Annotated in this window: 19 protein-coding genes; 9 read left to right on the top strand and 10 right to left on the bottom strand. The window is 72.5% G+C overall.

What is annotated here, in order from left to right; translation table 11 throughout:
- Positions 1-265: 265 nt before the first annotated feature.
- Together FHS22_RS18750 and FHS22_RS18745 are read right to left on the bottom strand one after the other, a co-directional pair.
- Positions 266-2,860 (bottom strand): SpoIIE family protein phosphatase, encoded by a 2,595-nt coding sequence (locus tag FHS22_RS18750; RefSeq protein WP_184943402.1) that lies wholly within the window; start codon positions 2,858-2,860, stop codon positions 266-268.
- Between the two features lie 379 nt (positions 2,861-3,239).
- Entirely contained in the window at positions 3,240-4,517 is a 1,278-nt protein-coding gene (locus tag FHS22_RS18745; RefSeq protein WP_338047809.1) for a glycoside hydrolase family 18 protein, read from the bottom strand.
- A 442-nt stretch (positions 4,518-4,959) separates the two neighbouring features.
- Between FHS22_RS18745 and FHS22_RS18740 the strand changes: the two genes are divergently transcribed.
- Positions 4,960-5,577, top strand: coding sequence for a TrbL/VirB6 family protein (locus tag FHS22_RS18740; RefSeq protein WP_184943400.1), 618 nt, complete (start codon positions 4,960-4,962; stop codon positions 5,575-5,577).
- 38 nt (positions 5,578-5,615) lie between these two features.
- Here the strand turns inward: FHS22_RS18740 and FHS22_RS18735 are convergent, their stop codons facing one another.
- Together FHS22_RS18735 and FHS22_RS18730 are read right to left on the bottom strand one after the other, a co-directional pair.
- A complete protein-coding gene (locus FHS22_RS18735) occupies positions 5,616-5,969 on the bottom strand; it encodes a hypothetical protein (protein ID WP_184943399.1) in 354 nt (117 codons plus the stop codon).
- Positions 5,966-7,699 carry a hypothetical protein gene (locus FHS22_RS18730; protein WP_184943398.1) on the bottom strand — a complete coding sequence of 578 codons (1,734 nt, stop codon included), beginning with the start codon at positions 7,697-7,699 and terminating at the stop codon, positions 5,966-5,968. The genes FHS22_RS18735 and FHS22_RS18730 overlap by 4 nt, the downstream gene beginning before the upstream one ends.
- A 234-nt stretch (positions 7,700-7,933) precedes the next feature.
- Between FHS22_RS18730 and hemW the strand changes: the two genes are divergently transcribed.
- Positions 7,934-9,148, top strand: a complete 1,215-nt coding sequence (gene hemW, locus FHS22_RS18725; protein ID WP_184943397.1) for a radical SAM family heme chaperone HemW — start codon at positions 7,934-7,936, stop codon at positions 9,146-9,148.
- A gap of 4 nt (positions 9,149-9,152) precedes the next feature.
- On the opposite strand, the gene FHS22_RS38140 is transcribed toward hemW, so the two are convergent.
- The 4 genes from FHS22_RS38140 to FHS22_RS18705 form a co-directional block, all read right to left on the bottom strand.
- Positions 9,153-9,452: a DUF4870 domain-containing protein gene (locus tag FHS22_RS38140; RefSeq protein ID WP_260408067.1), complete on the bottom strand. Its 300-nt coding sequence runs from the start codon at positions 9,450-9,452 to the stop codon at positions 9,153-9,155.
- A gap of 503 nt (positions 9,453-9,955) precedes the next feature.
- Complete coding sequence (locus FHS22_RS18715; protein ID WP_184943396.1) at positions 9,956-10,774, bottom strand: DUF3097 domain-containing protein; 819 nt, start codon at positions 10,772-10,774, stop codon at positions 9,956-9,958.
- Positions 10,775-10,833: 59 nt separating this feature from the next.
- Positions 10,834-11,403: a hypothetical protein gene (locus FHS22_RS18710; RefSeq protein WP_260408066.1), complete on the bottom strand. Its 570-nt coding sequence runs from the start codon at positions 11,401-11,403 to the stop codon at positions 10,834-10,836.
- 292 nt (positions 11,404-11,695) lie between these two features.
- Positions 11,696-12,439 (bottom strand): hypothetical protein, encoded by a 744-nt coding sequence (locus FHS22_RS18705; RefSeq protein ID WP_184943394.1) that lies wholly within the window; start codon positions 12,437-12,439, stop codon positions 11,696-11,698.
- Between the two features lie 186 nt (positions 12,440-12,625).
- On the opposite strand from FHS22_RS18705, the gene hrcA reads away from it, so the two are divergent.
- Genes hrcA through FHS22_RS18690 form a run of 3 tightly spaced genes read left to right on the top strand, consistent with a single transcriptional unit; the run spans position 12,626 to position 15,519 of the window.
- Complete coding sequence (gene hrcA, locus FHS22_RS18700) at positions 12,626-13,639, top strand: heat-inducible transcriptional repressor HrcA (RefSeq protein WP_184943392.1); 1,014 nt, start codon at positions 12,626-12,628, stop codon at positions 13,637-13,639.
- A 12-nt stretch (positions 13,640-13,651) separates the two neighbouring features.
- The gene (gene dnaJ / locus FHS22_RS18695) at positions 13,652-14,791 is read left to right on the top strand and encodes a molecular chaperone DnaJ (protein ID WP_184943391.1); all 1,140 of its coding nucleotides are present in this window, start codon (positions 13,652-13,654) and stop codon (positions 14,789-14,791) included.
- On the top strand, positions 14,788-15,519 hold the full coding sequence (locus FHS22_RS18690) for a 16S rRNA (uracil(1498)-N(3))-methyltransferase (protein ID WP_184943389.1): 732 nt from the start codon (positions 14,788-14,790) through the stop codon (positions 15,517-15,519). The genes dnaJ and FHS22_RS18690 overlap by 4 nt, the downstream gene beginning before the upstream one ends.
- A gap of 16 nt (positions 15,520-15,535) precedes the next feature.
- Here the strand turns inward: FHS22_RS18690 and FHS22_RS18685 are convergent, their stop codons facing one another.
- Together FHS22_RS18685 and FHS22_RS18680 are read right to left on the bottom strand one after the other, a co-directional pair.
- Positions 15,536-16,189 (bottom strand): hypothetical protein, encoded by a 654-nt coding sequence (locus tag FHS22_RS18685; RefSeq protein WP_184943387.1) that lies wholly within the window; start codon positions 16,187-16,189, stop codon positions 15,536-15,538.
- Positions 16,186-16,665 (bottom strand): SigE family RNA polymerase sigma factor, encoded by a 480-nt coding sequence (locus FHS22_RS18680; protein WP_184943596.1) that lies wholly within the window; start codon positions 16,663-16,665, stop codon positions 16,186-16,188. The genes FHS22_RS18685 and FHS22_RS18680 overlap by 4 nt, the downstream gene beginning before the upstream one ends.
- Positions 16,666-16,947: 282 nt before the next feature.
- Here FHS22_RS18680 and FHS22_RS18675 point away from each other — a divergent pair, with 282 nt between their 5' ends.
- The 4 genes from FHS22_RS18675 (at position 16,948) to FHS22_RS18660 (ending at position 20,319) form a co-directional block, all read left to right on the top strand.
- Positions 16,948-17,298: an HIT domain-containing protein gene (locus tag FHS22_RS18675; protein WP_184943595.1), complete on the top strand. Its 351-nt coding sequence runs from the start codon at positions 16,948-16,950 to the stop codon at positions 17,296-17,298.
- A gap of 117 nt (positions 17,299-17,415) precedes the next feature.
- Complete coding sequence (locus tag FHS22_RS18670) at positions 17,416-18,480, top strand: PhoH family protein (RefSeq protein ID WP_184943385.1); 1,065 nt, start codon at positions 17,416-17,418, stop codon at positions 18,478-18,480.
- 55 nt (positions 18,481-18,535) lie between these two features.
- On the top strand, positions 18,536-19,018 hold the full coding sequence (gene ybeY / locus FHS22_RS18665; RefSeq protein ID WP_184943383.1) for an rRNA maturation RNase YbeY: 483 nt from the start codon (positions 18,536-18,538) through the stop codon (positions 19,016-19,018).
- On the top strand, positions 19,015-20,319 hold the full coding sequence (locus tag FHS22_RS18660) for a hemolysin family protein (RefSeq protein WP_184943381.1): 1,305 nt from the start codon (positions 19,015-19,017) through the stop codon (positions 20,317-20,319). Before ybeY ends, FHS22_RS18660 begins: the two co-directional genes overlap by 4 nt.
- Positions 20,320-20,572 lie beyond the last annotated feature (253 nt).

The following is a 20,572-nucleotide window of genomic DNA, read 5'->3' as shown; positions in this document are numbered from 1 at the left end:
GGCTCGGCGCCGCCCACCTGTACCACTCCGTCTCGCCGCTCGCCGTGCCGGTGCCCGGACGGCCGCCGGTACGGCGAGACCTGCGGTCACCGCGCTGGAAACGCGTCAGGCCCGGTCCGGCTCGTCGTGCTGGACCGGGCCTTCCGGAGGGCGGACCAAGTACGCCGGGAAGGGGCCGGCCGCCGATGCGGCTGCGGGCCTTCGTGGTGGCTGCGGAACGATTCGCCCTCGCTGACCACCACGATGCCGTGGTGCACGCGGGCCGTCATGGCACGAACTGGTATTGGCGCTGGGTGCGCCATTCGACCAGCAGCACGGTGGCGTCGTCGTCGAGATGGTCGTGCTGGTGCTCCAGCAGGGTCTGGATGAGGCGGCGCAGGGTTTCGGGGGCCGGTAAGCCGTCGGCCTCGCGGCGGATCAGGAAGTCGATGAAGCGCTCCAGGCCGAACTCCTGGCCGTCGGGGCTTTTGGCCTTGAGGATGCCGTCGGTGTAAAGCAGCAGCCGGTCTCCGGGTTCCAGCTGGTAGCTGGACGGTTCGGTGAGTGCGCCCGCCCCGAGGCCCATCGGCGGGTCGGGCTCGGCCTCCAGTACGGCTGCCAGGTGTCCGCCGCGCAGCACCAGCGGCGGGTGGTGGCCGCGGTTGACCCAGGTCAGCAGGCCGGTACGGGTGTCGAGGCCGGCCAGCACGCCGGTGGCGAAGCGGTCACCGGCGAACTGCTCGGCGATGGCCGCGTCGATGGCGTCGCCGGTGGCCGGCAGGTCGGCGCCTTGGCGGCGGTGGTTGCGGCAGGCGCCCAGCGCGATGGTGGAGGTCAGCCCGGCGGCGGTGTCGTGTCCCATGGCATCGAAGATCGACAGGTGCAGGGTGTCGCCGGCCAGCGCGTGGTCGAAGGCGTCCCCGCCCGCCAGATAGGCCGGTTCCAGCGCGGCGCTGACGACCACCCGCTCGTTGGCGAACGTTCTGACCGGCAGCAGCGTCCACAGTATTTCGGTCGACAGATGCATCGGCTGGGCCCGGACCAGACGCGCGTAGGTGTCGCTGGTGGGACTCTTGCTGGAAATCATCACTGCGATCAGGCCGGCGAGCCGGGCGGCCCGCACCCGGAGGGTCTCGTCGTCGCCGGGGGCGGTCACACCGAGCACGCCGATGCATTCGGTGCCGTCCAGCAGGGGCAGCCACCAGCGTCGCGGGCCGTCGTCGGTGAACGGCTGGACGGGCGGCCCATCGGGGTCGGGGGAGTCGTCGGTGAGCCGGGCTTGGACGATCTCCAGGGTGCGGAAGGCGCGCCCGGCCATGGTGGCGTCGATGCGCAGGTGTTTCAGCTCTTCGCCGTTGTGATCGTGCTGACCGGGCAGCGGCATCAGGAACCGGTGCTGCAGGTCGGCCGCATACAGCATCGGCGCGGTCAGGCCGACCAAGCCGGCGTAGGTGGTGACCAGGGCGGGGAAGTCCTCCAGGGAGGTCAGGTGCTGGGCGGTGATCAATCCGCCGAACATCTGCTCGCCGTCGCTGCTCACGGTTCGGCTCCTCGCCGTCGCTGGTGTGGCGGTGTGTCGTGCCGTCCTGCCGTTCGGGCGCGCCGGCGGCGTCGGCATCGGTGGTGGCGCGCCGTCGCGCTGAGCGTCCGTGCGAGCCGGTGATTCAGGCAGAGGTGGCGGGCAGGGCAGCTCCAGCCGCACACAGGTGCCCTGGCCGGGCCTGCTGGTGATGTGCACGGTGCCGCCGTGCATCCGCATGATCTTCTTGACGATGGCCAGGCCCGCGCCGGTGCCGGCGATCGCCTTCGCCTCGGCCTGGCGGGAGCGGTAGAAGTCCTCGAACACGTACGGCAGGTCGGCCGCATCGATGCCCATGCCGTTGTCGCGGACCTCCACCGTCGGAACCGGGTCGCCGCAGACGGTGACGTCGATCCGGCCGCCGGATGAGGTGAACTTGATGGCGTTGTCCAGCAGCTGGCTCAGCACCTGCCGGAGCCGCTGGGCATCGGCCCAGACGCTCACCTCACCGTGGGCATGGGCGGTGAGCACCACGCCGTTGTGCCAGGCCTTGCCCACCGTCTCGATGACCGTCTGGCGCACCAGCGCAGCCACGTCGACGCGGTCGGGCTGGAACGTGACGGTGCGGGCGGTCAGGCTGGCCAGCAGCAGCAACTCATCGATCAGCTCCAGGAGGCGGTCGCTGTTGCGCTCGATCACCCGCAGGAACTCCCGCTCGGTGGCGGGGTCCACGCTGCCGTCCTGGATCAGTTCCAGGTAGCTGCTGATCCCGGTCAGCGGGGTGCGCATCTCGTGGTTCATGGTGCGCAGGAACTGGTGCTTGAGCTCTTCGGCCTCGTGCAGTTGCTGGGTGACCTGGCCGAAACGGCGGCCGTAGTGGCGCAGCTGCAGCACATCGGCCACCGTGCCGGCCAACGTGGCCAGGCCCCGCAGCTGCCCGGCCGCCAGGCGGCGCGGCCGGACATCCATCACGCACACCGTGCCCAGCACGTGGCCGCGGCCGCTGAGCACCGGGGCCCCGGCGTAGGACAGCACCCGGGGCTCCTGGGTGACCAGGGGCTCGCCGCCGAAGCGCGGATCGGCGGCCGCGTCGGGCACCTCCAGCATCTGCCGGCCGGTCAGCACGTGCGGGCAGAACGGGATCGGCGGCGTGAGGCCGGCCACGCCATCCCCGGCACGGCCTTTGAAATGCTGGCCGTCGGCGCCGATGAGGTTGACCAGCGCGATCGGTGCCTGGCACAGCTGGGCGGCCAGCTCGGCGACGGCGTCGAAGCGCGGCTCGACACCGGACCCCAGCGCGTCCAGCTCGTCGAGCTCGTACAGGCGCTGGACATCATCCGTCGGCACCGGTCGCTGCGTCATCACCGTGTGCTCCTGCGCTGTCCGTCTCGTTACCGGGCACCACATCATTCCCCGGAGGCAGCGTGCAAAGCGGCAGAAGCCCGGCGTGGCGGGTAAAAGACCGGTAACAGCCACTCGCCAGAGCAGGGACGTCGTCGTGGCGACCCGCGCGGAGGTCCCTGCTCGATGCGGGCGCAAAGTCCCCTTCTCCGCTCTCCGGCATCCCTCGCGCTCGCACATGGCCGACGACGACTTCGGGGATCTCCTGCTCCCCCCGCCCGGGGCCCGACGGGTCACGAGGGCTCTCGTGCCGTCGGGCCCCGGGCGGGGGGCGGCGGTGACCCGGGACTCCGGGCCCCGTCCGAGTCCGCGGGGCCCGACGGCGGACCACGTCAACCCGTCAGCGCAGCACCCGGTGGAGCGCCGTGGTGAGGGAGCCCTTGGCGTCGTCCTGGTCGAGCGACCACATCATGGAGCCGCCCAGGCCCTTCAGCCGGATGTAGGCGGCCTTCTGGGTCACCGTCGCCGGGTCGTCGTAGGACCAGAACTCGTTGCCGTCGTAGAGCCACATCGCGCCCGTGCGCAGGTCGCGGTAGCGCTTGCCGGGCTTGTTGACGAGCTCCTTGTAGTCGTCGGTGCCGGCGGCCCACTTGCCCTGGGCGGGACCGGTGCTGGTGCCGTACAGGCCGTTCCTTCCGCCCTTGACGCCCGTCCAGCCCTGGCCGTAGGCGGGCACGCCGACCACGATCTTCCTGGCCGGGGCGCCGCGCCTCAGGTAGTCGCGGACGGTCTGGTCCACGCTGTAGGTGAACTCGTGCGGGTCGCGCCGGTCGGTGAACAGGTTGCCGTTGTGCCCGGTGACCTGCTCCCACGGGCCCTGCAGGTCGTAGCCCTGCAGGTTGCCGAAGGTCAGGTTCTTGAAGACCTCACGGACGTCGAACCCGGCGTCGATCTTCGCCGCGGCGGCGGGGAGGTAGGCGGTGATCTCGCTCTTCGGGTCGTACTCGTTCATCTGGCGGCGGAGCTCGGCGAGGAACAGCGTGAAGTTCTGCCGGTCCTCGGGCCGGATCACGTTGCCCTCGTTGCCCTCGGAGCCGGGCCACTCCCAGTCGAGGTCGATGCCGTCGAAGACGCCGGCGCCGGACCCGGCGGGCATGCCGGTGAGGTTGCCCTTGAGCCAGAGGTCGATGCAGGAGGCGGCGAGCTTGCTGCGGCTCTCGGGGGTGAGGACGGCGTCGGAGAAGTACTTCGAGCCGCTCCACCCGCCGAGCGAGATCAGCGCCTTGAGGCCCGGGTGCTTGGCCTTGAGCTCCTTGATCTGGTTCAGGTTGCCCTTGAGGACCTGGTCGGCGGTGTCGCCGGCGCCGTCCACGCTGTGCGCGTCGTCCATGGGCATCTGCCAGTCGGCCCAGGGGTCGGCGGACACGCACGAACCGTCCTGGCTGACGTTGCTGAAGGCGTAGTTGAGGTGGGTCAGCTTGGCGGCGGCGCCGCTGGTGTCGACGTCCTTGACGAAGAACTGGCGGCCGTAGACGCCCCACTGGATGAAGTAGCCGACCCGCTTGAAGCGGTCGCCGTGGCCGGTCTGCGCCTCGGCGTGGGCGGCGGCCGGGGCGGCCGCGGCGGCGAGGCCGGTGGCGAGGATCGCCGCGGCCATCGGCCGGAGGAATCTCTGCACGGGGTTCTCCACACGTTCGGGGGGATAACTTATAGGAAACTTTCCTTTAAGTTTTCCCGGATCGTAGGCCTGGGCGATCTCCGCGTCAACGACCCTTCCGGAACGTGCTGCATGATGCACACCGCCTCGGTACGGTCTGCACATGGAGCAGCCGACCTTCTGTAACCGGTGCGGCACGCAGGTCGGAGAACTGCCACGGTGCCCCCGCTGCGGAGCCCTCTGTCCGCCGCCGTCCCCGCCCTCCGGGTGGCCGCAGTCGCCGCCGCCCTCCGACCGGCCCGGACCGCTCCCGTCCTACGGGGATCCGGCTCCGGGGCCGCGGGCGCGGGAGGAGCCGCCCCCGGGTCCTCCGTGGCCGTCCCCGGCTCCGGACGGGTGGGATCCGCCCGCCCGGCACAGGGGCGCGGTCAGGCGCCCTCCGGCCGGTCGCAGGGCGGTCCCCGTGCTCGCGGTCGTGGTGGCGCTGGCCGTCTGCGGGATCGTCTGGCTGGTCGTGCGGGACGGCGGTCCCGCCGTCTCCGCAGCGGGCACGGCGGCGGGCGGCACGTCGGGGGCGGCGCCCGGGAGCACGGAGCAGGCGGCCGGGCCATCGGGGCGGCCCTCCTCCGCCGACGCGGCACGGGAACAGGCCGAGGCGATGGACTCCCTGCTCACCGAGAGCGGCGAGGCCCGCTCAGGCCTGGGCCCGGCTCTTGACCGGCTCCGCTCCTGCACGGACACCTCGGCGGCCCTCGCCACGGTCGAGCGGGTCACCGAGATCCGCCGGGAGCAGGTGAGCCGGGTCGAGACCCTGGCGGTCGACGCGCTCGACGGCGGGGAGCGGGTGCGGGAGTCGCTGGCCGAGGCCCTCACCGCCTCCCGGGACGCCGACGAGAAGTTCCTCGCCTGGGCGGCCCGGCAGGACGCGGACTGCCGGCCCGGCTCCGTGGACGATCCCGACTACCGCGGCGGCCTCTCCCACTCCACCGAGGCCACCGCCGCGAAGCGGGCGTTCCTCGCGGCGTGGAACCCGCTGGCCGTCCGGTACGGCCTGCCGGAGCGCGCGGAGCACGAGATCTGAGGCCCCCGGGCGCGGCACGGGCGCCCGGGGGACCGGGGTCAGAGGATCAGGTTGGTCAGCGCCGCGACCGCCTCGGCGATCGCGGCGACCGAGGCGACCCGCCGGGCCATCCGGCCCAGGGAGTCGGACAGGTACTCGCGGTCGGGCTCCTCCTGCCGGAGCTCGGTCTCGACCTCGTCGGCGTCCCTCAGCACCGGCCGGGTGTCGCCCAGCTCGCCGGCGTGCCGCCGGACCAGCTCGCGCACGAGGGCGAGCAGCTCGGCGGTCCGGTCCGCGTCCGCGCCGCCGTGGCCCGCGCCGATGTTCTGTACGGCGTGCGCTCCTGCCCCGGCGGCCATGGGGCCGTTGAAGGTGCCCCCGGTGATCTGGAAACCGCTGTTGCTCCCGGTCATTTCCCACTCCCGTTCTGGGTCGCGTGCGCTCCTGTCCCGGCGGCGACCGGGCCGTTGAAGGTGCCCCCGGTGATCAGGGCGCCGTAGCTGGTCAGGGTCGCGGCCTGGGCGCGGTAGCCGCTGGTGTCGACGTCCTTGGCGTCCAGATAGTCGAGGACCGCCTCCGTCAGCCGCCGCTCGATCAGCTTGGAGTACTTGTCGGCGTCCAGGACCTGGGTGAACCGGTCCTCGCGGAACTCGGCGCCCAGCTCGCGGACGCTGAGGCGCGCCCCGAAGGGGTAGACGGGGTAGCGCGCGGGATTGCGCGCGGCGCGGTTGGCCTTCACGATCCGGATGAGGGCGCGCACCAGCCGTCCGGGGGCGAACATCGCGTCCGCGGCGAGTTCCGCGCGGGCCCGGACGAGGGCGCGCCAGACGATGCCGGGCCTGCCGAGGACGGGCAGCTCGTCCACGATGTGGAAGTCGTCGCGGATCGGGGGCAGGACGGTGACCACGAACTGCGTGTAGAGCATCCGGCCCTCGACGGCGAGGTGGATGAACGCCGAGACCACGATCTCCTGGTCCTCGCCGGGCGCCAGCAGGTGCCCGGCGGGGGAGCGGACCTCGCCCGCCTCGGCGCCGACGGTGACCCGCTGGTAGTACCTGAGCCCGCCCTGGGGGTGGCGGGCGGCCGTCGTGACGGTCTCCGGCGGGGCGGTGAAGTGCGGCAGCCCGGTGGCGGCGTCGATCAGCGGATGGCTCTGCCCGCCCCAGCTCCGGGCGGTCGCGGAGCGTTCCCAGTCGAGCCTGGCGAACGTGCCCCGGACGGCCAGGTGGTCGCTGATGTGCAGGCGGGCGACGCGTTCCGGCGGTGACGGCACGGCGTCGCGCATCTCCAGCAGCCGCTGCCTGACGAAGGAGTGCAGGTCGGCCGGGTCGATCCGGACATGCTCGCGCGGCACGGGCGAGGGGGCGTTGTCGCCGTTCGCCGTACGGTCCGTCTCCACCGTGATCGACCAGGAGCGGTGCACCCGGCCCGCGCCGACGAAGGGGTTCTCGGCTCCGTAGAGCGCGATGTTGCCCCACTGCGCGCGGGACACGTAGGACATCCGGCCGGACGGCCACGCGTTCTCCTCGGCCTGCCCGCCGCCGGCGCCCGGGGCGAGGTCCACCGCCAGGGCGAGGTACCGCTGGACGCGGTAGCCGAGCGCGATCAGCACGGGGGAGAGCACGGAGAGCACGATCAGCAGGAAGTGCGCCCCGAGCAGCGCCACGAGGCTGGAGGCCGGCAGTGACAGGAACATCACCAGCTCGATCACTCCCACGCTGAGGAGGAGGGCGGGGGCGGAGACCACCCCCGCGACCGCCCAGCACACGAGCAGCGTGCGCAGCGGCCACGGCCCCCAGCGGACCCGGGGGAGGGTGAGCAGGGCGGCGGGGAGGAAGACGGCCAGCCACAGGACGGGCGCCACCGATCCCGTGAGGAAGAGCAGGACCATCAGGGCGGTGATCAGCCCGTCGCGGATCAGCGCCATCCGCTCGGCGCGCAGGCAGTGCGCGACCACGGGGGCCAGGTCGGTCCCCCCGTAGGAGGGGGCGACCGCGCGATAGGGGTCGCCGAGGATCTCGTCGAGCACACGGGTTCGGAAGCGGCTGTCGAGGTAGGCGCCCGCGCACAGGTACCGGGTGGCGTTCGGCAGGGGAGGTGCCGCGGTGCGGTCGTCGGCGCCGGAGGCGACGGTCTGACTCATCGGGCCTTCCAGGATGCAGGGGGAGTACATCGGAAAGATCAGCGGAAACGGTAGCCCCGATCGCTCCCGGAGGAGGGGAGAACTCTCCGGTAAGTTGGTACGGCAGGTGGCCCGGGCGCCGGTTCCTGCCGGTCCGGTGCCGGATGGCGCCGGATGCGGCGGGTGCGGACGTACAGGGCACCGGGGCGGGTGCGGACGTACAGGGCACCGGGGCGGGGACGGCAGACTTGGGAGGTGCCATCCACACTTCCCGACGGCGACCCCGTACCGCCCTCCGGCGAGCTGCCCGCGAGCGCGCTCGACGGCCTCGGCGGGCGGCCCTTCGGCTTCTACGTCCACGTGCCCTTCTGCGCGACCCGCTGCGGCTACTGCGACTTCAACACCTACACGGCGTCCGAGCTCGGCCCCGGCGCCTCGCACGCCGACTACGCCGCCACCGCGGTCGAGGAGGTACGGCGGGCGCGCGCCGTCCTCGGCACGGCCGGCCTGCCGGTCGAGACCGTGTTCTTCGGCGGCGGCACCCCCACCCTGCTGCCCGCCCGCGACCTGGTGCGGATCCTGCGCGCGATCGACGAGGAGTTCGGCCTCGCCCCCGGCGCGGAGGTCACCACCGAGGCCAACCCCGAGTCCGTGGACCCGGGCTACCTGGCCGAGCTGCGGCGCGGCGGGTTCACCCGGATGAGCTTCGGCATGCAGAGCGCCCGCGCGCACGTGCTGAAGGTGCTGGACCGGCACCACACGCCCGGCCGCGCGGCGCAGGCCGTACGGGAGGCCAGGGAGGCGGGGTTCGAGCACGTCAACCTGGACCTGATCTACAGCACGCCGGGGGAGAGCGACGACGACTGGCGGGCCTCGCTGGCGGCGGCGGTCGAGGCCGGGCCCGACCACGTCTCGGCGTACTCGCTGATCGTGGAGGACGGCACCCGGCTGGCGGCCCGGATCCGCCGCGGCGAGCTGCCCATGCCCGACGACGACGTGGCGGCCGACCGCTACCTCATCGCCGAGTCCATGCTCACCGGGGCGGGTTTCCACTGGTACGAGGTGTCCAACTGGGCCGCCTCGGAGGCGGGGCGCTGCCGGCACAACCTGCTCTACTGGACCGGCGGCGACTGGTGGGGCGTCGGTCCCGGCGCGCACAGCCACGTCGGCGGCACCCGGTGGTGGAACGTCAAGCACCCGGCGGCCTACGCCCAGCGCCTGGCCGCGGGGGTCTCGCCCGCGCACGCGCGCGAGGTGCTGACGGACGAGGACCGCGCGGTGGAGCGGATCATGCTGGAGCTCCGGCTGTCCGACGGCTTCCCGCTGGCCGAGCTCGACCGGCCGGTGGTGGTCGCCAGGGCGCTGGCGGACGGCCTGCTGGAGACCGGGCCGTTCAAGCGGGGCCGCGCAGTGCTCACGCTCCGCGGCCGCCTGCTGGCCGACGCCCTGGTGCGCGACCTCGTCGGCTGAGGCGTCAGCTCACGAAGCGGATGTTGATCGGATAGCGGTAGCGCTCGCCGCGGTTGGCCGCGACGGCGGCGATGACCATGAAGATGACCGACCCGATCCAGATCACGGGCATCAGCAGGAAGCCGATCAGCGCGAACGCCAGCACGATGGAGGCGAGGTAACCGATCATCAGGGTGAGCTGGAAGTTGAGCGCCTCGGCCGCCTGCTGCCGCACGTAGGGGGAGCCGTCCTTCTTGGCCAGGTACATCACCAGGGGGCCGACGAAGCCCGTCACCAGGCCCAGCACGTGGGAGAGCATGGCCATGGTGGTGTCGTCGCTGCCGGGCCGCGGGGCGGGCGGGCCGTAGGGCCCGTACGGGCCCGGCGGGCCGTACGGATCGTACGAGCCGTACGGCCCGGACCCGTAGCCGTGGTCATAGCCGTAGCCGTAGCCGGACCCGTAGCCGTGGTCGTAGCCGGACGGCGCGCCGTACCCGCCGGCCGGGGAATGACCGCGCTGGTGGTAGGGGACGGCCGGGCCGCCGGCGTATCCGCCGTGACCGCCCGTGCCGTACGGCGGGGCGCCGTACTGAGGGACGTCGTACTGAGGGACGTCGTACTGAGGGACGTCGTACTGAGGGACGTCGTACGGCGGGGCGCCGTACTGCGGGTGGCCCCGGCCGGGCGGGTGCGCGGGGCCGCCGTGTCCGGGCGGCGTGCGGTCCTGGCCCGGGTAGGCCTGCGGGTGGCCGGAGCGGTCGCCGGGCTCGTGCCAGGTTCCCTCGGGGGCTCACTCATGTGGTCTCCTCCCCGGCGGCTCGCGCCGGGTCAGCGGTCCTCGCCGGGAGCCGTCACGAAGTCGATCAGTTCCTCGACCGGTCCGAGCAGCTCGGGCTCCAAGTCAGCATATGTCGTTACCGAGCCGAGAATGCGACGCCAGGCGTCGGCGGGTTCCAGCGCCCAGCCCAGGGCCGCGACGACCCCTTCCTTCCACGGCAGGCCGCGCGGGACGGACGGCCAGGCGGGGATTCCGAGCACCGCCGGCTTGACCGCCTGCCAGACGTCCACGAACGGGTGGCCGACGACCAGCACGTGCGGGGACGCCACCTGCGCGGCGATCCGGCTCTCCTTGGAACCGGCGACCAGGTGGTCGACGAGCACCCCCAGGCGGCGGCCGGGGCCGGGGCCGAACTCCGCCGCGATTCCGGGCAGGTGGTCGACGCCCTCGAGGTACTCCACGACCACGCCCTCGACCCGCAGGTCGTGGCCCCAGATCTTCTCCACGAGGGCGGCGTCGTGCACGCCCTCGACGTAGATACGGCTCTCCCTGGCGACCCGGGCGCGCAGCCCCTCCACCGCCACGGAGCCCGAGGCGCTGCGCCCGGGGCCCCTCGGCCCCGGAGAGGAGGGCCGCACCAGCGTCACGACCTCGCCCTCCAGGAGGAACGCGGCGGGATCCAGCGGGAACACCCGCCGCCGCCCGAAGCGGTCCTCCAGCGTGACGGCCTCCTTGTCGCAGGCGACCACCGCGCCGCAGAAGCCGCCGTCGGCGTCCTCCACGACCAGGTCGAGCTCCGCGGGAACCTGGGGGATCCTCCCCTTGAGGGGTCTGCGCCAGTTCCCGGCCAGCACGTCACGCTCGTACATCGCCGACCGCCCGCCCTCTCTCGCCGGAGATCACAGGTGGACGGTAGCAAACCGGACGGTCATCCGCCCGGGGGACCGCCCCACGCGCCGGCCGCCGCGGCGGCCTCCCGCTTGGCGCGCTTCCGCTTGACCAGTACGACGATCGTCACGATGACGGCCAGCAGGAAACCCAGGATCGGGAGGAGGACCAGCATGACGGCGCCGCCCACCAGCGAGCCGGCGGCCACCTCCCTGCCCACGCCGAAGCGGGCGTCGCCGCCGTCGGTGACGGCGCAGCCGAGTTGGTAGTCGCCCGCCCGGTCGACGCCTATCCGCAGCGCCTGCTCCCAGGTGATCCCGTCGGAGCCGGTGACGGTGGTGCTCGTCCCGGGCCGCTCCAGCCGGCCCTGGGGGGTGCCCTCGGCGAAGCCGCACTCGAACTTGGTGCCCGCGGCGGCGGAGACGTAGATGGCCGGCTTGTCCTCCGGGTCCAGGCGCACCGTGACGAACTCGCCGGGACCGAACGAGGACGACGGCGCGGCGTCGCCGACCGTGTTGATGACGCCGCCGACGAACCCTCCGATACCGATGATCACGGTGAGCGCCGCGACCAGCCAGGCGCCGACGATCCAGCCGATGCCGGGCTTCACCTTCGGCTGGGGAGCCGGGTGCGCGCCGGGGCCGGGCGGGGGGTGCTGGCCGTACGGGGGACCGCCCGGCGGCTGCTGGCCGTAGGGAGGGCCGCCCGGCGGTTGCTGGCCGTGAGGCGGCTGGGATGCCCCGTGACCGGGACCGCCGGGACCACCCGAAGAAGGTCCGAAATCGTTGGACATGTAAATAAGTGTGCGCTCAGTACCTTATTCGTCACCAACGGGTTGCCTAACGGTCCCCTAGATCTTCGATGGGGCCGGACGCCGGGCCGGGTGGCGGCGGACCGGCCGGTCACCCGCCGTAGTGTCCGCCCCAGGCCGCGGCCGCGCTCCTGCGGGCGCGCTTCCGCTTGACCAGCACGACGATCGTCACGATGACGGCCAGGACGACCCCGATGACCGGTACCCCGACCAGCAGGACGACCCCGATCGCCGCCGTCCCGGCGCTCAGCTCCTTGCCCACGCCGAAGCGGGCGTCGCCGCCGTCGGTGACGGAGCAGACGACCTGGTACTCGCCCGCCTGCGCGGCGCCGAACCGCAGAGCCAGCTCCCAGGCGACCTGGTCCGTGCCGGTGACGGTGAACTGCGTGTCCGGCCGCGCGAGCTCGCCCACGGCGGAGCCCTCGGGGAAACCGCACTCGAACTTGGTGCCCGCGGCGGCGGAGACGTAGACGGCGGGCCGGTTCGCCTCGTCCGCCGGGTCGAAGCGGACCGTCATGGTCTCGCCGGGGGCGTGCGAGGTCTCCGGGGCCACACCGGAGACCGTGAAGAAGAAGCCGCCGACGCCGACGACCACGGCGACCACCGCGACCAGCCAGGCGCCGACGATCCCGCCGACACCCGGCTTCACCTTCGGCGGCGGGCCCTGGGGCGCGCCGTAGCCGGGAGGGGCTCCGTAGCCGGGGGCGGCGCCGTAAGGGGGGATGCCGGGCTGCTGGCCGTACGGCTGGCCGCCGTACTGCTGGTTCTGGGGGGTGCCGTAGCCGGGCATGCCGGGGCCGGCGCCACCCGGAGGGGTTCCGAAATTGTGGGACATGGGGCAAGTGTGCAGGTTGTCGCTTGTCTCCGGATAGCAGTTGACTTAACACCCAGGTGGGCCCTCGCCGGGTCGTGTTATCGCATGCTCCGGGCGGGAGCCCTACAATTGGCACTCGGGAACACAGAGTGCCAGACCTGGCGTTTCCAGCTGAGGTGCGCGAGTGCTGGCAGGGAGGTGAGCACGTTGGTCGACGACCGTAAGCTCGCGGTGCTCCGTGCCATCGTCGAGGACTACGTCTCCACCAACGAGCCGGTGGGTTCCAAGGCGCTCACCGAGCGGCACAACCTGGGCGTCTCGCCGGCGACGATCCGCAACGACATGGCGGTGCTTGAGGAGCAGGGCTACATCGCCCAGCCGCACACCAGCGCCGGCCGGGTGCCCACCGACAAGGGCTACCGGCTCTTCGTCGACCGCCTCTCACAGGTCAAACCGCTGTCCGGCGCCGAGCGCAGGGCCATCGAGTCCTTCCTGGCCGGCGCGGTGGACATCGACGACGTCGTGACGCGCACGGTGCGGCTGCTGGCGCAGCTCACCCGGCAGGTCGCCGTGGTGCAGTACCCCACGCTGACGAGCTCCACGGTCCGGCACGTCGAGCTGGTCCCGCTGAGCGAGCGCCGGCTGGTGTTCGTGCTCATCACCAACACCGGCAGGGTCGAGCAGCGCGTGGTCGAGCTGCCCGACCCGGTGGACGAGGCCCGCATCGCCCACCTGCGCGCCATGCTCAACGCCTGCCTGGACGGCTGCGGGCTCACCAACGTCCCGGACAGGGTCGCCGACCTGCCCGAGCGCCTCCCGGCCGAGGACCGGCCGCTGGCGGCCACGGTCCTGTCGGTGCTCCTGGAGTCCCTGGTGGAGCGGCAGGATGAGAAGATCGTCATCGCCGGGGCCGCCAACCTCGCGGGGGCCGACTTCACCGTCGGGCTCCGCGACGTGCTGGAGGCGCTGGAGGAGCAGGTCGTGCTCATGCGCCTGCTCGGCGAGACCTCCGACCTGTCCGCGCTGACCGTGCGGATCGGCTCGGAGAACCCCTATACCGGACTGCGCGGCACATCGATCGTGGCCGCCGGATACGGTTCGGGGGACAAGCAACTGGCCCGGCTCGGTGTGCTGGGGCCGACACGAATGGACTACCCGGTCACGATGGGCGCGGTGCGCGCGGTGGCACGCTACGTCAGCCAGATCCTGGCTGCATCCTAAGAGGTCGACTAAGTGGCTAAGAGTGACTACTACGGCACCCTCGGGGTGCGCCGTGACGCCAGTGCGGAAGAGATCAAGAAGGCCTACCGCCGCCTGGCGCGGGAGCTGCACCCCGACGTGAACCCCGACCCTGAGACGCAGGAGCGTTTCAAGGAGATCACCCAGGCCTACGAGGTCCTCTCCGACGCGGGCAAGCGGCAGATGTACGACATGGGCGCCGACCCGTTCGCCGCGGGCGGCGGCGCGGGCGCCGGCGGCTTCGGCGCCGGCTTCCCGTTCAGCGACATCATGGACGCCTTCTTCGGCGCGGCGGCCGGCGGCGGGCGCGGCCCCCGCTCCCGGGCGCGCCGGGGCCGCAACGCCACCATCCGGGTCGAGCTGGACCTGCGCGAGTCGGCCTTCGGCACCACCCGCGAACTGGTGGTGGACACCGCGGTGCTCTGCGACGTCTGCTCCGGCTCGGGGGCCGCCGCCGGCACCCACCCCGACACCTGCGACACGTGCCACGGCCGGGGCGAGGTCTCCCAGGTGACCCGCTCCTTCCTGGGCCAGGTCATGACCTCCCGGCCCTGCCCCCAGTGCGGAGGGTTCGGCTCGATCATCCGCCACCCCTGCCAGGAGTGCTCCGGCGACGGCCGGGTCCGCACCCGGCGCACCATCAAGGTCCGCATCCCGGCGGGGGTGGAGGACGGCACCCACATCCAGCTCGCCGGCGAGGGCGAGGTCGGTCCCGGCGGCGGCCCGCCCGGAGACCTGTTCCTGGAGATCGTGGAGCGCCCGCACGAGATCTTCGAGCGCCGCGGCGACGACCTGCACTGCACCGTGCAGATCCCGATGACCGCGGCCGCGCTCGGCACCGTCCTGACCGTGGAGACGCTCGACGGCGCCGAGGAGATCGACGTCCGGCCGGGCTCCCAGTCCGGGCAGACCATCCCGCTGTACGGCAGGGGCGTGCAGCGCCTCAACGAGACCGGCCGCGGCGACCTGCTCATCCACATCAACGTGGAGACGCCGACCCGCCTCGACCCGGCCCAGGAGGCGCTCCTGCGCGAGCTGTCGAAGCTCCGCGGCGAGGAGCGCCCGCCAGGCAAGTTCGCCCCCGGCCAGCAGGGCTTCTTCTCGCGCCTGCGGGACGCCTTCAACGGCCGATGACGGTCCCCGTCTTCCTGGCCGACCCGGCCGACCTGGCGCGGGCGCGCTTCGTGCTCGGCGGCTCCGAGGGGCGGCACGCGGCCGCCGTACGGCGGCTGCGCGCGGGGGAGCGGCTCGACCTGACCGACGGGGCGGGCGCGGTGGCCGAGTGCGTGGTGCTGGCCGCCGGCAAGGACTCCCTGGAGGTCGAGGTGGTGGGCCGCCGCGACGTGCCCGCGCCCCGGCCCCGGCTGGTCGTCGTGCAGGGGCTGCCGAAGGGAGAGCGGGGCGAGCTGGCGGTGGAGATGATGACCGAGGCCGGGGTCGACGTCATCGTGCCCTGGGCGGCGGCCCGGTGCGTCACCCAGTGGAAGGGCGAGCGGGCGGCCAAGTCGCTGGCCCGGTGGAGGTCCACCGCACGGGAGGCGGGCAAGCAGGCGCGCCGCTTCCACCTGCCGGAGGTGACCGGGCCCGCCACCACCGCGGGGGTGGCCGCGCTGCTGTCGGCGGCCGCGCTGGGCGTCGTGCTCCACGAGGAGGCCGCCGCGCCCCTGTCCGGCCTGGAGCCGCCCGGTGAGGGGGACATCGTGGTGGTGGTCGGCCCCGAGGGCGGGATCGCCGACGAGGAGCTCGCCGCCTTCAGGGCGGCGGGGGCCGTACCCACGCTGCTCGGACCGACGGTCCTGCGCACCTCGACGGCGGGGGTCGCCGCGGCGGCCGTGCTCCAGGCCCGCACCGGCCGCTGGTGACCCCGCCCGGCCCGCCTCAGCTGTTGACGGGGGCCGGGGTGATCTCCTCCGACGGCAGCGGCGGCTCCGACCCGTCCGGCGACGGGCAGTCCTCGGCCGGGCAGGGGGACTCCGAGGGCGTGCCGGCCTCCGAGGGCGCCGGGGTCGGCGTCTCGGCCTCCTCGCACTCCTCGGACGGCTCCGCGGGATCGGCCGCCAGCGGCTCGGCGGTCGCGGTCGGGCAGGGGGTGGCCGTGGGAGTGGGCGTCGGAGTCGGGGTCGGCCGCGGGGTCGAACTCGGCGCCGGGGTCCTGGCCTGTGTGGTGGCGGGCAGGGGCGGTGCGCTGGACTCGGTGACGACGGGGGGCTGCGCACCGTTGTTCGCGGGCGGCCGGGAGGTCGACGACAGCTCTGGCGGGGCTGTCGTCGACGTCGGCTGGACGTCGCGGACAACGATGATCTGCTGCACCTGCTGGCGGAACTCCGGGACCGCCACGACGACGGCACCGCCGACCAGCACCGCTCCCGCGACGGAGGCTCCCACGCGCCACCACACCAGCCCGCGGAGCCCGCGTCGTTCTATGCGAGCGCGGATGATCTCCAGTCCGTCCGGGGAGGGAACGACCGAGTCCGCCTCCGCGCTGAGGGCACGGCGGAGCAGCTCGCCGTACTCGTCGGGGGAGTCGGTCATGACAGTTGCTCCAGTGTGGTCCGTAGGGCGGCCATGCCGCGAGCCGTGTGACTCTTGACCGCGCCCTTGCTGATGCCCATCGCGTCGGCGATCTGCGCTTCTGAGAGGTCTCCGTAGTAGCGCAGGACCAGTGCCTCCCGCTGGCGTGCGGGGAGCCCGCGGAGCGCCTCGATGACGGCGGACCGCTCCAGCTCGCCGATCGCGCCGTTCTCGGCGCTCGGCGCGTCGGGCAGGCCCTTGGGTGCGTACTTCTCGACGACCGCCCGGTGCCGGAGCACCGACCGGGATCGGTTGACGACCGACTGGCGCAGGTAGGCGAGTGCCTTGTCGGTGTCGCGCAGCCTGCGCCAGGCGCCGTGGATGGCGACGAACGCGTCCTGCACGACTTCCTCCGCGGTTGCCACGTCGCGGACGAGTAACACGGCGAGGCGCACGAGCGACCGGTAGTGCGCGCTGTAGAGCGCGGTAACGGCCATGTCGGCATCCCACCCGACGGGCACCGCCCCGAGCGACCTGTCGGCCACGAGGGTCTCGGTGGTCACATCAATGGGACGCTCATCTTCGTCGGAGGGTTTACTCTCTTGCCGTTCATTAGGGGGCATGACCCAGTCGTGTCCTCGCCATGCGGACTTTTGAGCAGACGCGTACTTGTCTGTCGTCGCAAGTTTCGCACACACACCCTATCCGCGTGGATCTCTCTTCGCGTCCGGCGGCGCATCACCGATCGGCAACACCCGCCGGGATAGGGTGCCCCCATGGTGAGTGAAGCCGACTGCCTGTTCTGCAGGATCGTGGCCGAGGAGATTCCCGCGGAGATCGTCCACGAGACCGGGCGCACCCTGGCCTTCCGCGACATCGACCCCAAGGCGCCCACCCACGTCCTGGTCATCCCCAAGGACCACTACCCGGACGCGGCCGCACTGGCCGCCGCCGACCACGGGCTGGCCGACGAGGTGATCAAGGCCGCGCACGCGGTGGCCGAGCAGGAGGGCATCGCCGGCTCCGGGTACCGGTTGGTCTTCAACACCGGGGCGCAGGCCGGGCAGACCGTCTTCCACGTGCACGGACACGTGCTGGGTGGGCGCGGCCTGAGCTGGCCGCCCGGGTGAAAACGGGAAGGCGCGATCACCGCGATCGCGGATACGATGGCGGAGGAGGCGCCTTCCGGGGCGCTTCTGTGAGTCCGTCGTCGATGTCTGGAGGCGAACAGGCCGCGAGGCCCGCCCATGTCCGAGCCAAACGATTCCAGCAGAACCCCACCGCCGCGGTCCAAGGGTCCGAGCCGGACCCAGGCGAAGGTGGTGATACCGGACGATCATTCGATGGTCAGCCTGCTGGGCTCGCGCGACGAGCTGTTGCGGGTCATCGAGGGCGCCTTCCGCGCAGACATCCACGTCCGGGGCAACGAGATCACCATCACCGGCAGCCCGGAGGAGAGCAGCATCGTCGTGCGCCTCTTCGAGGAGCTGACCGAACTGGTCCAGGGGGGCGCCGAGCTGACGGCGGACGCGGTCGAGCGCAGCATCGCCATGCTGCGGATGACCTCCGACCGCCCAGCCGAGGTGCTCTCCCTCGACATCATCTCCTCGCGGGGCCGGACCATCCGGCCGAAGACCGTCAACCAGAAGCGCTACGTCGACGCGATCGACAGGCACACCATCGTCTTCGGCATCGGCCCGGCCGGCACCGGCAAGACCTACCTGGCGATGGCCAAGGCCGTGCGGGCGCTGCAGGAGAAGAAGGTCAACCGGATCATCCTCACCCGCCCCGCGGTCGAGGCCGGAGAACGGCTGGGCTTCCTGCCCGGCACGCTCTACGAGAAGATCGACCCCTACCTGCGCCCGCTCTACGACGCGCTGCACGACATGATCGACCCCGACTCGATCCCCCGGCTGATGGCCGCGGGCACGATCGAGGTCGCACCCCTGGCCTACATGCGCGGCCGCACGCTCAACGACGCCTACATCATCCTGGACGAGGCGCAGAACACCTCGCCCGAGCAGATGAAGATGTTCCTCACCAGGCTGGGCTTCAACTCGAAGATCGTCGTGACCGGCGACGTCACCCAGGTCGACCTGCCGGGCGGCGTGCAGAGCGGCCTGCGGGTCGTCCAGGACATCCTCGACGGCATCCCGGACATCCACTTCAGTAGGCTGACCAGCGCCGACGTGGTGCGGCACAAGCTGGTGAGCGACATCGTGGACGCCTACGGGCGCTATGACGAGACCGTGCGGCAGAGCGCGCCGCAGGCGATCAAGGGCGCGGTCAAGCGTCCCCGGGGGAGATCGTGAGAGAGCGGAGCGAACGAGCCCGTGCGGGCTCCGGGCCGCTGGGTGAGGAGACCGCATGAGCATCGAGGTCAACAACGAGTCCGGCGTCGAGGTGGACGAGGGGCTCCTCGTCGCGCTGGCCGGGCACGTCCTGGAGCGGATGGGCATCAACCCGCTCGCCGAGCTGTCGATCCTCGTCGTGGACGAGGAGGCCATGTCGGAGCTGCACGAGCGGTGGATGGGCGAGCCCGGCCCCACGGACGTGCTGGCCTTCCCGATGGACGAGCTCCGTCCCGGTCACGGAGCCGGAGCGCGGCGGGAGGGCGACGCCCCCGCGGATCCGGCGCTGCTCGGAGACGTGGTGCTCTGCCCGCAGGTCGCCGCCAAGCAGGGGGCCGAGGCCGGGCACGGCACGGAGGCGGAGCTGGAGCTGCTGTGCACGCACGGCATCCTGCACCTGCTCGGCTACGACCACGCCGAGCCCGAGGAGCACAAGGAGATGTTCGGGCTCCAGGGCGAGCTGCTCGAGGCGTGGCGGGAGGTGCGCCCCCAGCGGTGAGCCTCGCCAACGGGTGGTTGCCGGCGGCCGTCGTCCTCGTCGTGATCGGCGGCCTGATCGCCAGCGCGGAGACCGCGCTGACCCGCATCTCCAGGGTGCGCGCAGAGGAGTTCGCCCGTGAGGAGCGGCGGGGCGCGGCGCGGCTGCAGGCGATCGTCGCGGACCCGCCGCGCTACCTCAACCTGCTGCTCCTGCTCCGGCTGACCTGCGAGCTGGTCGCCACGGTGATCGCCACGCTGCTGTTCATCGACTGGCTCGGCGACCAGGGCTGGGCCTACGCCTCGGCGGCCGCGGTCATGGTCGTGATCAGTTACGTGATCGTCGGGGTCTCCCCGCGGACCCTGGGCCGCCAGCACGCCGAGCCGATCGCGCTCGCGAGCGCTCCGCTGGTGTACGGCCTCACGCGGATCTTCGGCCCGCTCCCCAAGCTCCTCATCCTGCTCGGCAACGCCGTGACGCCCGGCAAGGGCTTCCGGGAGGGCCCGTTCACCTCCGAGGCCGAGCTGCGCGACCTGGTCGACCTGGCGGAGGAGCGCAGGGTCATCGAGCCGGACGAGCGGGAGATGATCCACTCGGTCTTCGAGCTCGGCGACACCATCGTCCGCGAGGTCATGGTGCCCCGTACCGACATGGTGTTCATCGAGCGTGGCAAGACCCTGAACCAGGCCCTCTCGCTCGCCCTGCGCAGCGGTTTCTCCCGCATCCCCGTGGTCGGCGAGAACGAGGACGACGTCATCGGCATCGCCTACCTCAAGGACGTCGTGCGCAGGGTCCAGGAGGCCGGGGACGCCGGCCGGGCCGAACCGGTGGATTCGATCATGCGCCCGGCGGGCTACGTGCCGGAGAGCAAGCCGATCGACCAGCTCCTGCGGGAGATGCAGGCCCGCCAGATCCACCAGGCCATCGTCATCGACGAGTACGGCGGGACGGCGGGCCTGGTCACCATCGAGGACGTCCTGGAGGAGATCGTCGGTGAGATCACCGACGAGTACGACCAGGAGACGCCCCCGGTGGAGCAGCTGGAGGACGGTGCCGTCCGGGTGACGGCCCGGCTGCCGGTGGGGGATCTGGAGGACATGTTCGGCGTGGAGCTGGACGTGGACGACGTGGAGACGGTCGGCGGCCTGCTGGCGCACGCGCTGGGCCGGGTGCCGATCGCGGGCTCGGAGGCGGTGGTGGAGGGGCTCAGCCTGACGGCTGAGAGCCTCGAGGGGCGGCGCAACCGGATCGGCACGGTCCTGGTCCGGCGGGGCGGCGCGGCCGAGTCCGGCACCCCGCCCGTCTCCGCCGACCACGGCTGAGCCCCCGGCCTTCGCCGGGCCCGGTGCGCGTGGCCTCCGCACGCCCGGTCTCCGGAGAAGGCGGCCCGTCCTCGCCGGAGGCGGCGGGGCTCCGTCCCGCCGCCGCGCCCGCGACCGGCGGTCTCAAGGCGTCCGCAAGCGGTCTGCAAGCATCCTGCGCGACGATCTTCCCGCGGCACTCGCCAAGGCGGGGGCCGGGGAGCGGTCCGAGCGCCGGGAGGGGTTCGCGGCGCGAAGACCGGCTCTCGGGGGA

This window comes from Thiemannella venezuelensis, assembly GCF_014203605.1.
Classification (GTDB): Bacteria; Actinomycetota; Actinomycetes; order Streptosporangiales; family Streptosporangiaceae; genus Planomonospora_A; species Planomonospora_A venezuelensis.
The sequence above is the reverse complement of the archived record's forward strand: the minus strand, read 5'-3'. Positions and strand labels throughout refer to the sequence as shown.